General features: G+C 64.2%; 14 protein-coding genes. 5 read left to right on the top strand and 9 right to left on the bottom strand.

The features are described from left to right. Positions 1 to 10: 10 nt before the first annotated feature. Both OU999_13790 and OU999_13785 read right to left on the bottom strand, forming a co-directional pair. Positions 11 to 409 carry a hypothetical protein gene (locus tag OU999_13790; GenBank protein WAC22810.1) on the bottom strand — a complete coding sequence of 133 codons (399 nt, stop codon included), beginning with the start codon at positions 407 to 409 and terminating at the stop codon, positions 11 to 13. Positions 410 to 527: 118 nt separating this feature from the next. Then, positions 528 to 2,249 carry a long-chain fatty acid--CoA ligase gene (locus OU999_13785; GenBank protein ID WAC22809.1) on the bottom strand — a complete coding sequence of 574 codons (1,722 nt, stop codon included), beginning with the start codon at positions 2,247 to 2,249 and terminating at the stop codon, positions 528 to 530. A 134-nt stretch (positions 2,250 to 2,383) separates the two neighbouring features. Between OU999_13785 and OU999_13780 the strand changes: the two genes are divergently transcribed. Together OU999_13780 and OU999_13775 are read left to right on the top strand one after the other, a co-directional pair. After that, positions 2,384 to 3,079 (top strand): tRNA (guanine(46)-N(7))-methyltransferase TrmB, encoded by a 696-nt coding sequence (locus OU999_13780; protein ID WAC22808.1) that lies wholly within the window; start codon positions 2,384 to 2,386, stop codon positions 3,077 to 3,079. 194 nt (positions 3,080 to 3,273) lie between these two features. Then, positions 3,274 to 4,065: a Coq4 family protein gene (locus OU999_13775; GenBank protein WAC22807.1), complete on the top strand. Its 792-nt coding sequence runs from the start codon at positions 3,274 to 3,276 to the stop codon at positions 4,063 to 4,065. Between the two features lie 31 nt (positions 4,066 to 4,096). On the opposite strand, the gene OU999_13770 is transcribed toward OU999_13775, so the two are convergent. The 7 genes from OU999_13770 to OU999_13740 all read right to left on the bottom strand — a co-directional run bounded on the left by OU999_13770 (position 4,097) and on the right by OU999_13740 (position 10,159). Further along, positions 4,097 to 4,720 (bottom strand): TetR/AcrR family transcriptional regulator, encoded by a 624-nt coding sequence (locus OU999_13770; protein WAC22806.1) that lies wholly within the window; start codon positions 4,718 to 4,720, stop codon positions 4,097 to 4,099. A gap of 86 nt (positions 4,721 to 4,806) precedes the next feature. Continuing rightward, the gene (locus OU999_13765; GenBank protein WAC22805.1) at positions 4,807 to 5,127 is read right to left on the bottom strand and encodes a hypothetical protein; all 321 of its coding nucleotides are present in this window, start codon (positions 5,125 to 5,127) and stop codon (positions 4,807 to 4,809) included. Between the two features lie 235 nt (positions 5,128 to 5,362). Further along, entirely contained in the window at positions 5,363 to 6,028 is a 666-nt protein-coding gene (locus OU999_13760; protein ID WAC22804.1) for a TetR/AcrR family transcriptional regulator, read from the bottom strand. A 216-nt stretch (positions 6,029 to 6,244) separates the two neighbouring features. Beyond that, positions 6,245 to 6,973: an SDR family oxidoreductase gene (locus tag OU999_13755; GenBank protein WAC22803.1), complete on the bottom strand. Its 729-nt coding sequence runs from the start codon at positions 6,971 to 6,973 to the stop codon at positions 6,245 to 6,247. Positions 6,974 to 6,975: 2 nt separating this feature from the next. Then, a complete protein-coding gene (locus OU999_13750) occupies positions 6,976 to 8,310 on the bottom strand; it encodes an FAD-binding oxidoreductase (protein WAC22802.1) in 1,335 nt (444 codons plus the stop codon). After that, positions 8,310 to 8,717 (bottom strand): GtrA family protein, encoded by a 408-nt coding sequence (locus tag OU999_13745; GenBank protein WAC22801.1) that lies wholly within the window; start codon positions 8,715 to 8,717, stop codon positions 8,310 to 8,312. The genes OU999_13750 and OU999_13745 overlap by 1 nt, the downstream gene beginning before the upstream one ends. Beyond that, positions 8,714 to 10,159 (bottom strand): UbiA family prenyltransferase, encoded by a 1,446-nt coding sequence (locus OU999_13740; GenBank protein ID WAC22800.1) that lies wholly within the window; start codon positions 10,157 to 10,159, stop codon positions 8,714 to 8,716. Before OU999_13740 ends, OU999_13745 begins: the two co-directional genes overlap by 4 nt. A 244-nt stretch (positions 10,160 to 10,403) precedes the next feature. Here OU999_13740 and OU999_13735 point away from each other — a divergent pair, with 244 nt between their 5' ends. From OU999_13735 to gmd, 3 genes are all read left to right on the top strand, one after another. Further along, positions 10,404 to 11,705, top strand: coding sequence for a UDP-glucose/GDP-mannose dehydrogenase family protein (locus OU999_13735; protein ID WAC22799.1), 1,302 nt, complete (start codon positions 10,404 to 10,406; stop codon positions 11,703 to 11,705). Between the two features lie 193 nt (positions 11,706 to 11,898). Beyond that, positions 11,899 to 13,188 carry an exopolysaccharide biosynthesis polyprenyl glycosylphosphotransferase gene (locus OU999_13730; GenBank protein ID WAC22798.1) on the top strand — a complete coding sequence of 430 codons (1,290 nt, stop codon included), beginning with the start codon at positions 11,899 to 11,901 and terminating at the stop codon, positions 13,186 to 13,188. 172 nt (positions 13,189 to 13,360) lie between these two features. Beyond that, positions 13,361 to 14,422: a GDP-mannose 4,6-dehydratase gene (gene gmd, locus OU999_13725; GenBank protein WAC22797.1), complete on the top strand. Its 1,062-nt coding sequence runs from the start codon at positions 13,361 to 13,363 to the stop codon at positions 14,420 to 14,422. Positions 14,423 to 14,432 lie beyond the last annotated feature (10 nt).

Here is a 14,432-nt window from a genome sequence, read left to right as displayed (position 1 = left end):
GGCAGCAGCGTCAGGCGAGCGCGGCAATGCCCTTGACCAGAGCAACGAAGCCGAAGGGAAAGCCGATCGCGAACAGCCAGATGCCCAACCGGTCGCCGCGAAAGCGCGCCGCCAGCGTCTCTTCGGAAGCGCCGCTGCGCGCCAGCCCCTGCCAGCGCCGTTCGACGCGGCGGCAAAGCGGAATGACGATGCCGACCAGCGCGATCAGGCCCAGATAGGGCAGAATCGACGCACCCTCGCCCCGGATCGCCTCCATCACCACGAAGATCTGCAGACCGGTATAGACCAGCAGCGCATAGGCTACATGGTTGCTGATCCGCCTTTCCCAGACGCTTTCGGGCGTCACCGGCCGGACGATCGTGGTGTTGTAGCGAGCGGCCTCGAACCGCTTCTCGAGTGCATTGGGCATATGCGTTCCCCTGCCTTGCCAATGCAGGCCCCACCCCTGCATTTGGGGGGAGTGTGTCACTGACATGACAGCTTGGCAAGGGGCGTTAACTGCGACGCCTACGCCCTGATTCACCCCCTCAAGCCGTGATGCCTTCCGCCTTGCGGAGGGCCTTGCGATCAAGCTTGCCGATCAGCGTCTTGGGCAGCGATTCGCGGATATCGACCGCGATGACGCGTTCGTGCTTGCCGATCTGGGGGTTGAGCCAGGCCATCAGCGCCGGCCCATCGACCTGTGCATCATCCTGCAATGCCACGAATGCCTTGGGGCTTTCGCCGCGATAGCTGTCGGGCACGCCGATCACCAAAGCCTCCTTCACTGCCGGGTGGCGGTACAGCACTTCCTCGATCTGGCTGGGAAAGACCTTGAAGCCGCCCACCGCGATCATGTCCTTGATGCGGTCGACGATGCGGATATAGCCATCCTCGTCGATCTGGCCGACATCGCCGGTGCGCAGAAACTCGCCGATGAACACCTCGGCATCGGCATCGGGCCGGTTCCAGTAACCGCGCATCACCTGCGGCCCGGCGAAGATGATCTCGCCTGGTTCGCCTGGGGCGACATCCTTGGTCGGATCCTCCTTGTCGACCAGCCGTACCAGCGTGCCGGGCAGCGGCTGGCCGATCGTGCCGGGCTTGTTCAGCGCCTCATAGGGGTTGGTCGAGACGACGCCGCTGCTTTCGGTCAGGCCATAGCCTTCGACGACGTTCGCGCCGGTAACATGCTCGAACCGCGCCTTGACCTCTGCGGCAAGCGGCGCCCCGCCCGAGATGCAGGCGCGCAAGGACGCGAAATCGGTATTGGCGATTTCCGGATTGTCGAGCAGCGCCTGGTACATGGTCGGCACACCGGGCAGCGCGGTCACCTTGGTGCGGGTGATCGCCTTCAGCGCCGCCGCCGCCTCGAAGCGCGGCAGCATCACGATCTCGCCGCCATTCAGCACGGTGCGGTTGAGCACGCAGGTATTGGCGAAGACGTGGAAAAAGGGCAGCACGCCCAGAATACGGTCATGCTCGCTGCTGTTGCGCGGGTCGATGGCGTTGACTTGGCGCGCATTGGCCGACAGGTTCTGGTGGCTCAGCATCGCGCCCTTGGGCGTGCCGGTGGTGCCGCCGGTATATTGGAACAGCGCAATGTCGCGCTCCGCATCGATCGGCACCGGCGCATATTGGCCGTCATTGGCGATCAGCTTCGAGAAACGCGTGATGCGCGGGTCATTGGGGACGGTTGCTGTTTCCTGGCCCTTGAACAGGCGGAAGAGCAGCGACTTGACGGGCGGGAGCCCTCCTGCGACCGATCCGACCACCAGCCGCTCCAGCTTCGACTTGTCGAGCACCTTGAGCGCGGTGGGCAGCAGCGCGGCGGCGGACAGCGTGAACAATATGGTCGTTCCGCTGTCCTCGACCTGATGCGCCAGTTCATCGACGGTATAGAGCGGCGAGAAATTGACCACGGTCGCCCCCGCCGCCATCGCGCCATAATAAGCCGCGACATAATGCGGCACATTGGGCAGGAAAAGGCCGATCCGGTCGCCCTTGCCCAGCCCCATCGCCTGCAGCCCCTTGGCGACGCGGGCCACGCCCCTGGCGACCTCGTCATAGCCATATTTGCGGCCCATGAAATCGAGCAGCGGCGCTGTCCCCTTGCGCTTGGCGGAGGCGAAGAACATCTCCGGCAACGCCAGCGGCGGGAACTTCTGATCCCAGGCGCAGGGGTGGTTGTAATGCGTCTTCCAGATCGGCGCGGCCTCATCGGCAGCGGCGGAAGCAAGGGGCGAAGCGGAGGCGGCAGCGTCTGTCATTGACATCACTGTAAATAAGCCATGCGCGCCAGACAAGATGCTTGCCATTCAACCCGTCGATAGCGCTCGATAGATTGGGTCAATCGCCAGCATCGCCCTTGCATCGCGGCGCGGCTTTGCTAGGCGCTTGCCGCATGACCGCGTACAAACCCGGAGACCCCGTATCGGTGCGGCGGCTTTATGGCCGTCAGCAGAATCACAAGCTGCGCCTGGGCCAGGCGGAGCTGGTGGAAAAGCTGTTGCCGCAGATCAGCGTGCCCGAAGACGGTGAGATCAGCGCGCGCCGCCTGTTCGGCGATGATCGCCCGCTGCATTTCGAGATCGGCTTCGGCGCGGGCGAGCATATGGCCTATCGCGCCGACATGCTGCCCGATCACGGCTTTATCGGGGCAGAACCGTTTCTCAACGGCGTGGTCGGCGCGCTGCAGCATGTGCGCGAACAGCACCTGCCCAACGTCCGGCTGCATATGGGCAATGCCATCGACGTGCTGGAGCGCGTGCCCGACGGCGCGCTGAGCTTCGTCTATCTGCTCCACCCCGATCCCTGGCCCAAGGCGCGCCACGCCAAGCGCCGGATGATGAACTCCGGCCCGGTCGACCTGATCGCCGCCAAGCTGAAGCCCGGCGGCGAATTCCGCTTCGGCACCGACCACCCGATCTATGTCGCGCACGCGATGATGGTGATGGATGGCCACCCCGCCTTCGACTGGCTGTGCGAGCGCCCGAAGGATTTCCTCACCCGCCCCGGCGGCTGGCCCGAAACGCGCTACGAGGCCAAGGCCCGCGCGCAGGGTCATGAGGTCTGGTACTTCCGCTACCGCAAGCGCTGATCGGCCGCGCGGGCGTGGCCCGCGTGAGCGCGAAAAATTCGGTTATCCGTTTCTGCCAAGCTGGGCCTGGGTCCTGGCCCGATCTGCTGCGCCCCGATGGTGCTGGACGCCGCGTAGGCTGCGGGCCTTGACGTGCAATATGGAAGCAATTACTTTCCTTATTACCACTCCCGCTTGCATCGGATGCTTCCGCCATGATCCAGGACCTGCCTTTCCTCGCGCCTTCCCGCCCGCAGCGCCGGATGCAGCCGCTATCCGCCCTGCGCCACTTCCGCGCGCTGATGCGCGATGCCGAGGATACAGCACAGGTCTTCCACATGGCCGAATGCCTGCCCAACCGCAGCATGCGGCAGATTGCAGAGCGCTTCTGCCTGAGCGCCGAGGGACGGGCACGGATGCACTCCGAGCCGAGGCTTGCGGACATACTCGACGATCATGACACGCTGCTTCGCCATGGCCAGCACAGCGTCGCTCATGCCTATGTCAGCTTCATGCGCTCCGAAGGTCTGTCGGCGGTCGGGCTGGTCGAGGCGAGCAGGCTGCAGGATCAGGTGATCCATGCCGACCAGCTCGACTGGTTCAACGATCGCCTGCGCGACACGCATGATCTGGCGCATGTGCTGACCGGCTATGGCCGCGACCCGCTGGGCGAGCAGTGCGTGCTGGGCTTTACCAGCGGCCAGTATCGCGACTGGACCGAGACCATCATCGCCTGGGCAGGAGCTGGTGAATTCGCGCTGCGGCTGCGGTGCGATGCGCCGTTTGTCGGCGCGGTGGCCGAGGCGCGTCGGCGTGGCCGGGCGGCGCAGGCGATCTTCCGCCAGGATATCCGCGCGCTGCTGGCCGAGCCGTTGGACCGGGCGCGGGCGCGCATGGGGCTGGGCGAACCACTGGTCTATCGCCAGGCCCATGCCCGGCTGCGCGCTGCGGGGATCGACCCCTATCGCATCGGCGGCCCGGCCAAGCCGGTTGCGGCAGCGGCCTGAGCCTTGCTCCCCTGCGCCGGCAGCGCCGGGTTCAACCGGGCAGGTGCGGTGCCAGCAGATCGTGCAGCATCCGCTTGAGCTCGCCGATCAGCAGTTCGGCGCTGGCCGGATGGTCCGCCTTGAGCGCGAGGTCGATCAGACGTCCCGATATTTCGATCACGATCTGGGCGATGATGCCCAGCCGATGCGGGTCTACCGCCAGGCCCAAGGCGGCCAGCGCTTCGGCCACGTCGCTCTCGAACAATGCGACATTGCGGTCGTCCACCTCACGCAGTTGCGGCGACACCTGGCAGGCGGCGCGCAGCACGCTGTAGCTGGGGCTGTCGCTGGCGCCCCGGTAAAAGCCGTCGATCATCCGGTCGATCGCGCAGCGCCAGTCGTCCCCCGCCTTGAGCAGGCGCAGATTGCCGACCCAGTCGCGCTCGCGCGCGTTCGACCGGTCGATCAGCTCGACCAGGATCGCCCATTTGTTGGGAAAATAGCGATAGATAGCGCGAACGCCGACACCTGCGCGCTCGGCCAGAACATTGGTGTTGAAGCCGTCCACGCCCTGCTCGACGAGCAGCAGCTCGGCTTCCTCCAGCACCCGCTGCATCGTTTCGCGGCTGCGGGTCTGTTGCGGCTGCTTGCGCGGGATCAGGTCGACATCAGGCATGGCTGCAGTTTAGCAGCCCTGGGCCGCCGGGTGCAACTTCATGCCCGATCGGGCGCAGCGATCGAGGGTCCGGGCCTCAGTCTTGTTCAGCGTGCCGCAGGCAGACGGCGTCGCCCCAGCAACCGCTTTTTCGCGCGCTGGACCGATGCGCGGTTTGCCACGCGGATTTCAGCGCGCAAGGCCTTGCCGAAGCCGCTGCGTTGCCGCCGAGCCCGCAGCACAGCGCGCGCGGCCTTCACCCATTTGCGCCGGACCGGCGGTGGGCTTGCAGGTGCCTCGGGGGCCGGTGCGGCCATCGGCTTGGCCTTGCTTGCAGCGCGGGATTTGCTCTCTGCAAGGGCGTGCGTACCCGAGCGTCCGCGCCCGCGCAGCGCTGAGCGGCGCTCCGAACTGGTGATTCGGCCCATCAGCTTGGCCCGTTGCCAGGGATGATATCGATGACCTGCGTTTCCGGTTGTGGGTAACGCGGCGGATACGCTCTGCGCGTCCGCATCGATAGGGGCTGCTCGTGCCCGTCTGCACGTCGGCCCCGGTAGGAATGGATCATTTGCGCCCCGCTCAAGTTAGCGAGGACTATTAAAATCAAGAATCGTATACTGTCAATGCTGCACTGCGCAAATCACAGCTGTGATACGCTATTTTCTACGCATCCGGCGCGCGCGAGAGCACAACATCTCGATAATAGAGGCACATCATCGTGGCAGCCTCGCGCCGCAGCAGGTCTGCAGTGGGGGAATCGTCCGCCATGATTTCGGTCACCGCATTGTTGACGATCGAGGTCAGAAGCGCGGCCCCTTGCACCCGTTCGCGGTCGATCTTCGGAAAATCCTTTGCCACCTCGTCATAGATGACGTCGATAATCTCGCGCGAGGCGCGCCTGCGCAGCTCCTGCAGCACCGGCACCGCGCTCATCGCCCGGTAAACCCAGGCACCGCCCGGATGCGACAGGACGACGTCGCGCAGCTTGTCGAGCAACTCGGAAAAGGTCCGCCTCTCGAATTCGAGATTGCTGCCGATCGCAAATTCCTCGCTCTGCAGCCAGGCAATCACGAGCGCGTTTTCCGCAGCAATCAGGCGGCGGCCCATCTCGCTGAGTATGGCGTATTTATTGGGAAAATAACGATAAAGCGCAGGCGGTGTCAGGCCTGCACGTTCGGCAATCATGTTGGTGGACAGCCGCTCTATACCCACTTCGGGCAGCAATTCTCCCGTTGCCTGGATGATCAGTTCATACGTCGCGCGGGCACGGTCCTGCGAGGGGGTAAGCTTCGGATCAAGCTCAACCGATTGGCCACTATACGGCGGCATCCTGTCGTCTCCGTCAATCTTTATGGGTTGCGGCCAAGGGGGAGATCGCTACCACCCGGTGCCCAACGCCGGTAGGATGCCAGCAAGTGCCTGTTCAATCTAGAAATAATACGGCCATTCTGGATTCAAAATAGTGATCGCTAGATTCCAGCGGCACCTACCCGGCTCGCACGGCGTCGATCAGCGACGATTTCGTGCGGATAACGCAGCCAGCGTTCAGAGCGACAGCTTCTTGAACACCGGCTCAGGGATTGTCCGGATGATCGCCATGACCAGCCGCCAGCGGCCCAGCGTGTAGATCACGTCGCGCTTTTTCCCGTGCGCCTGGATGATCGCGCCCGCCACCTGCTCGGGCTCGGCCGTCATCACCGGCGGCAGCTTCATGCCCGCTGTCATCTGCGTGCGGACAAAGCCGGGCTTGACCGTCATCACGTGCAGCCCGGTTTTGGCATGGGCATTGCGCAGGCCTGAAAGAAGCGCGGTGAACCCGGCCTTGGCCGAGCCATAGACGAAATTCGATGCACGCCCGCGTTCGCCCGCGACCGAGCTGATGCCGATGATGCACCTGCCGGGCACGCCCGCCATGCGCCGGGCAGCAGCGAGCAGATAGCGCGCGGGGCCGTTATAGTTGCTGTCCATCACGGCTTGTGCCGCCGCATCGTCCGCCGCCGATTGCGCCTGATCGCCCAGCAGCCCGGCCACCATCACCACCGTGCCTGGCACCACGCCGAGGCTATCGAAAAAGCTGTCCGCTGCGCCATCGGTGACATCGAAGCTCACCGCGCGGACCTTGGCCCCGGTGCGCAGCGCCAGGTCGGTCGCATCGGCGCTGATATCGCCGCGCGCGGCCAGGATGACCTCGCAGCCCTTGGCGGCATAGCCACGCGCCAGCGCACGCCCGATATCCGAACGCGCACCCAGGATGAGGACGGGGGAAGCAATCATCGTCAAAGGCCCAATCGTTGCGAGAGAAGCGAGGAAAAGCGCTGGTCGAGACCATGGCGCGCACGCAGGTCCCGGAATTCCTGCAGCCGTGGATAGCCCTGTTCCAGCATGGCGGGCGACATCCGGGCATCCTTGGTGAGGTACACGCGCCCGCCATGTTCGGCGGTGATCGCGTCGAGCCGCTCCAGCAGCGCGAGATTTTCAGGAGTCGCGGGGAAATCGAGCGCCAGCGTATAGCCCGGCATCGGGAAGCTCAGCATCCCGAACGATTGCGGCCCCATGCGCTTGAGCACCGCGAGGAACGACCCGGCGCCGGCGGCCGAAATCGCCTCGAGCAGGCGGCGCAGGCCCATAGCGCTCGATGCCAGCGGCAGCACGCACTGATATTGCACAAAGCCGCGCCGCCCATAGATGCGGTTCCAGTCGGCCAGCGCATCGAGCGGATAGAAATACGGGTCGAGCGCGACAAGCGCCTCGCCGGGGCGCTGCATCGCGTAATAGAGCTGGTTGAATGCGCGCACGTTGAAGCCGCTGAGCGCAAAGCCGGGAAAGTTGATCGGCACCGTTCTGGGCTTGCGCATTGGCCGGGCCAGCGGCGCGGCACGGCGCTCCGATCCGAGTTCGCCCGCGCGCGCATGTTCGGCGAGCAATATCGCCGATCGGCCCAGATCGCGCCCGCGCGCCATGCAGTCGATCCAGGCGACCGAATAGGTCCAGCCTTGCGACTGTTCGAACAGCGCCAGCGCTGCATCCAGATCGCCTGCGCGGAGCGTGCGCTGGCGCATCCAGGCGCTCTCGATCTTCAGCATGCTGAACGCCGCGCGCACGATCACGCCGGTCAGCCCCATGCCACCGCAGGTCGCGGCGAACAGATCGGCATTTTCGGTCCCGGAGCAGCGCAGCACCCGGCCATCGCCAGGGTCAAGGTCCAGCCAGAGCAGGTGATCGCAGAACGAGCCTGCGCCATGGTGGTTCTTGCCGTGCACGTCGCTGGCGATCATGCCGCCCAGCGTCACCAGCCGCGTGCCTGGCGTCACCGGCGCGAACCATCCGCGCGGCACGAACGATGCGACGAGGTCGGAAAGCATCACGCCGGCCTCGCAGACCAGCATGCCTGTGTCCTCATCGAACGCGATCAGCCGGTCGAGGCGGCGCATGTCGATGGTGGCATCGGGGTTCAGGCTGGCATCGCCATAGGAGCGGCCATTGCCGCGCGCGATCGTCTGCGGCAGCGGTGCCAGCGCTTCGTGCAGCGCCTCGGGCGTTGCAGGCTGCCACACCGTGCATTCGCGCACCGGATAGCGCCCCCAGCCCGCGAGCGGCAGGCTATACGGCATCAGCTGTGCCTTGCCTGGGTGAAGACGAAGCGGCGGTCGAGCCGGTATTTGACCAGATAGCCGATGGCGAGCCCCGTGACTGCACCGGCTTCGCGCGCGAAATGGCTGTGCCAGATCAGCCAGGCGGCGCTCTCGAACCCCCAGAAGATCAGCGTGGTGACGATGCCGGTGGCGGCATAAAGGCCGAACGTGCCCGCCTCTCCGGCGCGGTCGTGCCTGGCTCCGGCAAAAATCCAGGTCTTGTCGAGCGCATATTTGACCAGCAGCCCGACCAGCGTGCCCGCCGCCAGCGCCACCAGCAATCCCGTGGGCAGCGCGGCGAGGACAACCCGCTGCGTCGCCAGGTTGGCGAGCGTCGCGAGGATTGCAAATCCGGCATAGGACAGGATCAGCATGATCCCGGTCATGCCACCGCTCCGGCTAGTGCGAGCAGCCCCACCACCGCGCCGCAGGCCAGGCTGATCCGGTCGCGCATAGCGAAGACGACCGGATCGTCATGCATCTGCCCGCGATGGGTGAGCAGCGCGACGCGGTTGGTCCAGAACAGCAGCACCAGGCACACCCCCCAGAGGAATTCGGGATGGCGGTACAGCATCTGCACCGGCTCCGAATTGGCATAGAGCGCCAGCACGAGCACCGATACCAGCCCCGACGATACCATGATATTGCCGACAATGGCGCGGTCGTCGACATGATAGCCGCGCCCTGCGGCCATCACCTTGCCCGATGCGGCGCCATCGACCAGCTCGGCATAGCGCTTCACCGCGGCGAGCGAAAAGAAGAAGAAGGTCGAAAAGGCGAGCAGCCAGAGCGATGAGGGGATCGCGGTGGCAGCGCTGCCTGCCAGGACGCGCAGGGTGTACAGCACCGCCAGCGTGCAGATATCGACCATCGCCAGGCGCTTGAGCTTCACCGAATAGAGCACCGTGACAACGGCATAGACCAGCAGCACGCCGAACAGCTGCAATCCGCCCGCAAGCGCCGTGAGCGCGCCAGCCGCGCCCAGAGCGGGCACCATCCACGTCCCGTGGATCAGCCGCACGCGACCCGAGGCAAAGGGCCGCTGGCACTTGCGCGGATGCGCGCGATCGGCTGACAGGTCGAGCAGGTCGTTGAGAATATAGGTGGCAGACGCGACCAGGCTGAACGCGACAAAGGCGAGCACCGCCTGCAGCGCCGTCACCAGGTCCAGCGCGTGCGCGGCGAGCATCGGCAGGAAGACGAGCACGTTCTTCAGCCACTGATGCGGCCGCATGGCTTCAAGATAATCGCGCAAGTGCGCGCGGCGCGCAGGCAGGTGCGTCGCATCGGCAACCAGCGCCTCGACCTTCGCCTGAAAGGCCTTGCTGGGGTTGATGGTCACGGCAGCGGCTGCACCCTGCCATACCGCAAAGTCGGCCGGAGCATCGCCGATATAGCTATATCCCGCCGGCCCGAATTTCTCCTCGAGCAAGGCCGCCTTCCGGCTGCCAGTGAGGTTGATGCCGTCGGACGAACCATAAGCGCAGTCGAACAGGCCCAGATGTCCGGCCACCGCATCGGCCATGGCCTGTGTCGCCCCCGTCACCAGCGCCACCCGGCCGCCGCGTTCGCGCCATTGCTCGATCATCTCGAGCACTTCGGGGTTATAGGGCAGGCGTGCAGGATCGATCCGGCTGATCTCGCCCAGCTTCTGCTTGAGCGCGACCCGCCCCCTGAAAAGCGTACGCAACGCCTCCAGCGGCGTGTGCCATTGCACTGACCAGGCGGCCCAGAAATTCTCGAGCAGGGTATCGGTGCGGATCAGCGTATCGTCGAGATCCACCACGAGCGTCAGCTTGGCAGGATTCCAGTTGGCGATGCTCATCATTACCCCCATGCCGCGCCAAGCTTCGCGCAGGCCTGCTGATCGCCGCCATCTAAGTGCACGAAGGCTTAAATATGGTTAACAACTTGCTTCTTGTGGCCTCGCGACTCTGATCCGGGCGCTGCGTCCGGCGGCGAACCGAGGGCCATCGCGCCCGCGCCGCGCCCGATATTCGCAATTTGACGTTGCAGGCCTACTCGCTTAGGGCGCTTGCCACTCGAGAGCAGGGTGTGGAGCTTATCCTGACATGAAGATTGCGATGATTGGTTCGGGCTATGTAGGCCTGGTGTCTGGCGCCTGTTTTGCGGATTTCGGGCATGACGTGGTGTGCGTGGACAAGGATCCGGCGAAGATCGCGTCGCTGCTGGCGGGCGTGATGCCGATTTACGAGCCGGGGCTGGACAATCTGGTGGCGGCCAATGTGAAGGCTGGGCGGCTGTCGTTTTCGACCGATCTGCCGACGAGCGTCGCTGATGCCGATGCGGTGTTCATCGCGGTGGGCACGCCTTCGCGCCGGGGCGATGGCTTTGCGGACCTGAGCTATGTGCGCGATGCCGCGCGCGAGATCGGCTTGTCGATCCGCAAACGCTGCGTCGTCGTCACCAAGTCGACCGTGCCGGTGGGCACCGGCGACGAGGTCGAGAAGATCATCCGCCAGGCCGCGCCGGATGCCGATTTCGAGGTCGTCTCGAACCCCGAATTCCTGCGCGAGGGTGCCGCGATCGGCGATTTCAAGCGGCCCGACCGCATCGTCGTGGGCACCGAGACCGAATGGGCGCGCGATTACATGCGCGAGATCTACCAGCCGCTGTTCCTCAACGAATCGCCGATCCTGTTCGTCTCGCGCCGCACGTCGGAAGTGATCAAATATGCCGCCAACGCGTTCCTGGCGACCAAGATCACCTTCATCAACGAGATGGCCGATCTGTGCGAGAAGGTGGGGGCCAACGTCCAGGACGTCTCGCGCGGGATCGGGCTCGATGGCCGGATCGGGTCGAAGTTCCTGCACGCAGGGCCGGGCTATGGCGGCAGCTGCTTCCCCAAGGACACGCTGGCGCTGATGAAGACCGCGCAGGACCATGAGGCGCCGCTGCAGATCGTGGAAGCCGTGGTGCGGGTCAACGACCTGCGCAAGCGCGCAATGGCGCGCAAGGTGATCGCGGCGATGGGCGGCAGCGTCGAGGGCAAGCGCATCGCGCTGCTGGGCCTGACGTTCAAGCCCAATACCGATGACATGCGCGATGCGCCCGCGATCGTGATCGCGCAGGGGCTGGTCGATGCAGGGGCGCACGTGACCGCGTTCGACCCCGAGGGCATGGAGGCCGCCGCCGCGCTGATGCCCGATGTCGAGATGGCGCAAGGCAGCTATGAAGCGTTGCAGGACGCCGATTGCGCGGTGATCGTCACCGAATGGGACGTGTTCCGCGCGCTCGACCTGCCCCGCGTCCTCAAGACCATGCGCGGCAACACGCTGGTCGACCTGCGCAACATCTACAAGCCCGAGCAGATGAAGGCCGCCGGCTTCGAATATGCCAGCGTCGGACGCTGATAGCGGCGCAAATACGGTGATGGCAGGCGATACGGTCTGACCTGCGCCAAAATTGTTGCACTGGTTTGTTGCATTGCACCAAATTAAGTGGCAAACGGCGACCTTCGTTTTGCACGCGGGTCGCATCGCATCGCAACGCTTCCGGCCATCCGCCGGAGGTTAACCCAATGCATCGAGAGCTCGGGACATGTTGATGGCCACCAGGCAGGCTCAGCGCTCCACCGTCGGCTTTGCGGCTGTCCGTTCGCTGCGGTTGCAGACAATCATCGCGCTGGCTCTGGCCGTCTTTTTGCCGGTCCTGATCTATTTCAACGAAAACCCGCTGCTGATCATGCGAAGCCATACCGGCTTCAACACGCTGGTCGGGGCGAGCATCGCGACCTTTGCCGCCTATTTCATGGCGCATCGGGTGACCGCTTTTCCCGGTACCAGCCAGCTCAGCTACATCCTGCCCACCTATGCCATCAGCTATGGCGCGGTGGCGGCTGTCATCCTGATGGGCCGTTTTCCGTATAGCGCGACCATCCTGCTGATCAATTTTGCCGCCACCACCGGCGTGCAGATTCTGGTTTCGGTGCTCGCCGAGCGGCAGATCGGCTTTGAACTTTTCGTCGTGCCGGGCGGACGCGTCGCGCAGCTCAATGGCGTCGACGGGCTGGATACCGCGCTGCTCAGCGCACCCTCGGTCCCGCGCGCCAAGCGTGCCATTCTGGTGGCCGACCTGCATCATGACCATTGCGACGATTGGGAGCGGGCCATTGCCGAGGCGACGCTGCGCGGCATTCCGGTCTATCACTACAAGCAGGTTCTGGAGAGCCTGACCGGCAAGGTGCGAATCGAGCACATGTCGGAGAACATGTTCGGCTCGCTGCTGCCCAGCCTGAACTATGCGCGGACCAAGCGCGCGGTCGATGTGATCGTGACCTTGCTGCTGCTGCCGTTCCTGGCGCTGCCGATGGCGCTGGTGGCGATTGCCATCCGGCTCGAATCGCCCGGCCCGGCGCTGTTCCTGCAATCGCGCATGGGCTATCGCGGCACGCCCTTCAAGGTGATCAAGTTCCGTACGATGCGCTGCGAGGACCCTGCCAAGAAGGCCGATGCCCGCGATGCGGCGATGACCAAGAAGGACGATGACCGCATTACCCGGCTCGGCCGCTTCCTGCGTCGTACGCGCATCGACGAGCTGCCGCAGCTGTTCAACGTCCTGCGGGGCGAAATGAGCTGGATCGGTCCGCGGCCCGAGGCGATTGCGCTGTCGGAATGGTATGAAGGCGAGCTGCCTTTCTATTCCTACCGGCATATCGTCCGCCCGGGCATTACCGGCTGGGCACAGGTCAATCAGGGCCATGTGACCAATCTTGACGACATCAGCGCCAAGCTTCAGTTCGACTTTTATTATATCAAGAACTTCTCGTACTGGCTTGATGTGCTCATCGTGTTTCGGACCATCATGGTCATGCTCAATGGGTTTGGTGCAAAATAAGGGGGTCGGCGGTCGTCCGGTTTGACGGGGCAAACGCAATGGGCGGGGGGCTGCTGTCGGTACAGCACAAGTGCTTGAAACCGGGAATGCCAGCCGCTAAGGGCTTTGCCGCGGTCGCTCGTGCCGAAAAAATTGGGGCTTGGCCAACCTTCAGGCCAATCGTGGGATATCAATGACAAAAACAGCTCTTATTACCGGCGTTACCGGCCAGGATGGCGCCTATCTCGCTCAGCTGCTTCTCGAAAAAGGCTATATCGTCCACGGTCTGAAGCGCCGGTCGTCCTCGTTCAACACGGGTCGCATCGAGGATATCTACGAGGATCCCCATCTCGAGAATTCGCGTTTCCACCTGCATTATGGCGACATGACGGACAGCACCAACCTGATCCGCATCGTCCAGGAAACCCGGCCCGACGAAATCTACAACCTCGCCGCACAGAGCCATGTGCAGGTGAGCTTCGAAACGCCGGAATATACCGCCAATGCCGATGGCATCGGCACGCTCCGCATCCTTGAGGCAATCCGCATCCTGGGCATGGAAAAAACTTGCCGCTTCTATCAGGCATCGACGTCCGAGCTTTATGGCCTGGTGCAGGAAGTGCCGCAGCGCGAAACGACCCCGTTCTATCCGCGCTCGCCTTATGCGGCTGCCAAGCTCTATTCCTACTGGATCGTGGTGAACTATCGCGAAGCTTATGGCATGCACGCTTCCAACGGCATCCTGTTCAACCATGAAAGCCCGCTGCGCGGCGAAACCTTCGTCACGCGCAAGATCACGCGGGCCGCGGCCGCGATCAAGCTGGGCAAGCAGAAGAAGCTGTATCTCGGCAATCTGGACGCCAAGCGCGACTGGGGCCATGCGCGCGAATATGTGCGCGGCATGTGGCTGATGCTGCAGCAGGAAACGCCCGACGATTATGTGCTGGCGACCGGCGAGACCACCGAAGTGCGCAAGTTCGTCGAATGGGCGTTCGAGGATGTCGGCATCAATCTGGAATGGCGCGGAACCGGTGTCGACGAAAAGGGCTATTGCAAGGAAACCGGCGAATGCCTGGTCGAAGTCGACCCGCGCTATTTCCGCCCGACCGAAGTCGAGCTGCTGATCGGCGACCCGGCCAAGGCCCATGCCAAGCTCGGCTGGAAGCACGATACCTCGGTGCGTGATCTGGCGCGCGAGATGGTGCAGGCCGATCTCAAGGTCATGGCAGAAGCCCCGGTGATGAAGGGCGCTTGATGCATTTCGA

The sequence above is a fragment of the Blastomonas sp. SL216 genome (genome assembly GCA_026625625.1).
GTDB lineage: Bacteria > Pseudomonadota > Alphaproteobacteria > Sphingomonadales > Sphingomonadaceae > Blastomonas.
This window is presented reverse-complemented; position numbering and strand designations above follow the sequence as displayed.

What these genes read in the sequence shown, in the direction of transcription:
- OU999_13790 (WAC22810.1), bottom strand. Translation starts at nt 409, where the DNA reads ATGCCCAATGCACTCGAGAAGCGGTTCGAGGCCGCTCGCTACAACACC.
- OU999_13785 (WAC22809.1), bottom strand. Translation starts at nt 2,249, where the DNA reads ATGACAGACGCTGCCGCCTCCGCTTCGCCCCTTGCTTCCGCCGCTGCC.
- OU999_13780 (WAC22808.1), top strand. Translation starts at nt 2,384, where the DNA reads ATGACCGCGTACAAACCCGGAGACCCCGTATCGGTGCGGCGGCTTTAT.
- OU999_13775 (WAC22807.1), top strand. Translation starts at nt 3,274, where the DNA reads ATGATCCAGGACCTGCCTTTCCTCGCGCCTTCCCGCCCGCAGCGCCGG.
- OU999_13770 (WAC22806.1), bottom strand. Translation starts at nt 4,720, where the DNA reads ATGCCTGATGTCGACCTGATCCCGCGCAAGCAGCCGCAACAGACCCGC.
- OU999_13765 (WAC22805.1), bottom strand. Translation starts at nt 5,127, where the DNA reads ATGGGCCGAATCACCAGTTCGGAGCGCCGCTCAGCGCTGCGCGGGCGC.
- OU999_13760 (WAC22804.1), bottom strand. Translation starts at nt 6,028, where the DNA reads ATGCCGCCGTATAGTGGCCAATCGGTTGAGCTTGATCCGAAGCTTACC.
- OU999_13755 (WAC22803.1), bottom strand. Translation starts at nt 6,973, where the DNA reads ATGATTGCTTCCCCCGTCCTCATCCTGGGTGCGCGTTCGGATATCGGG.
- OU999_13750 (WAC22802.1), bottom strand. Translation starts at nt 8,310, where the DNA reads ATGCCGTATAGCCTGCCGCTCGCGGGCTGGGGGCGCTATCCGGTGCGC.
- OU999_13745 (WAC22801.1), bottom strand. Translation starts at nt 8,717, where the DNA reads ATGACCGGGATCATGCTGATCCTGTCCTATGCCGGATTTGCAATCCTC.
- OU999_13740 (WAC22800.1), bottom strand. Translation starts at nt 10,159, where the DNA reads ATGATGAGCATCGCCAACTGGAATCCTGCCAAGCTGACGCTCGTGGTG.
- OU999_13735 (WAC22799.1), top strand. Translation starts at nt 10,404, where the DNA reads ATGAAGATTGCGATGATTGGTTCGGGCTATGTAGGCCTGGTGTCTGGC.
- OU999_13730 (WAC22798.1), top strand. Translation starts at nt 11,899, where the DNA reads ATGGCCACCAGGCAGGCTCAGCGCTCCACCGTCGGCTTTGCGGCTGTC.
- gmd (WAC22797.1), top strand. Translation starts at nt 13,361, where the DNA reads ATGACAAAAACAGCTCTTATTACCGGCGTTACCGGCCAGGATGGCGCC.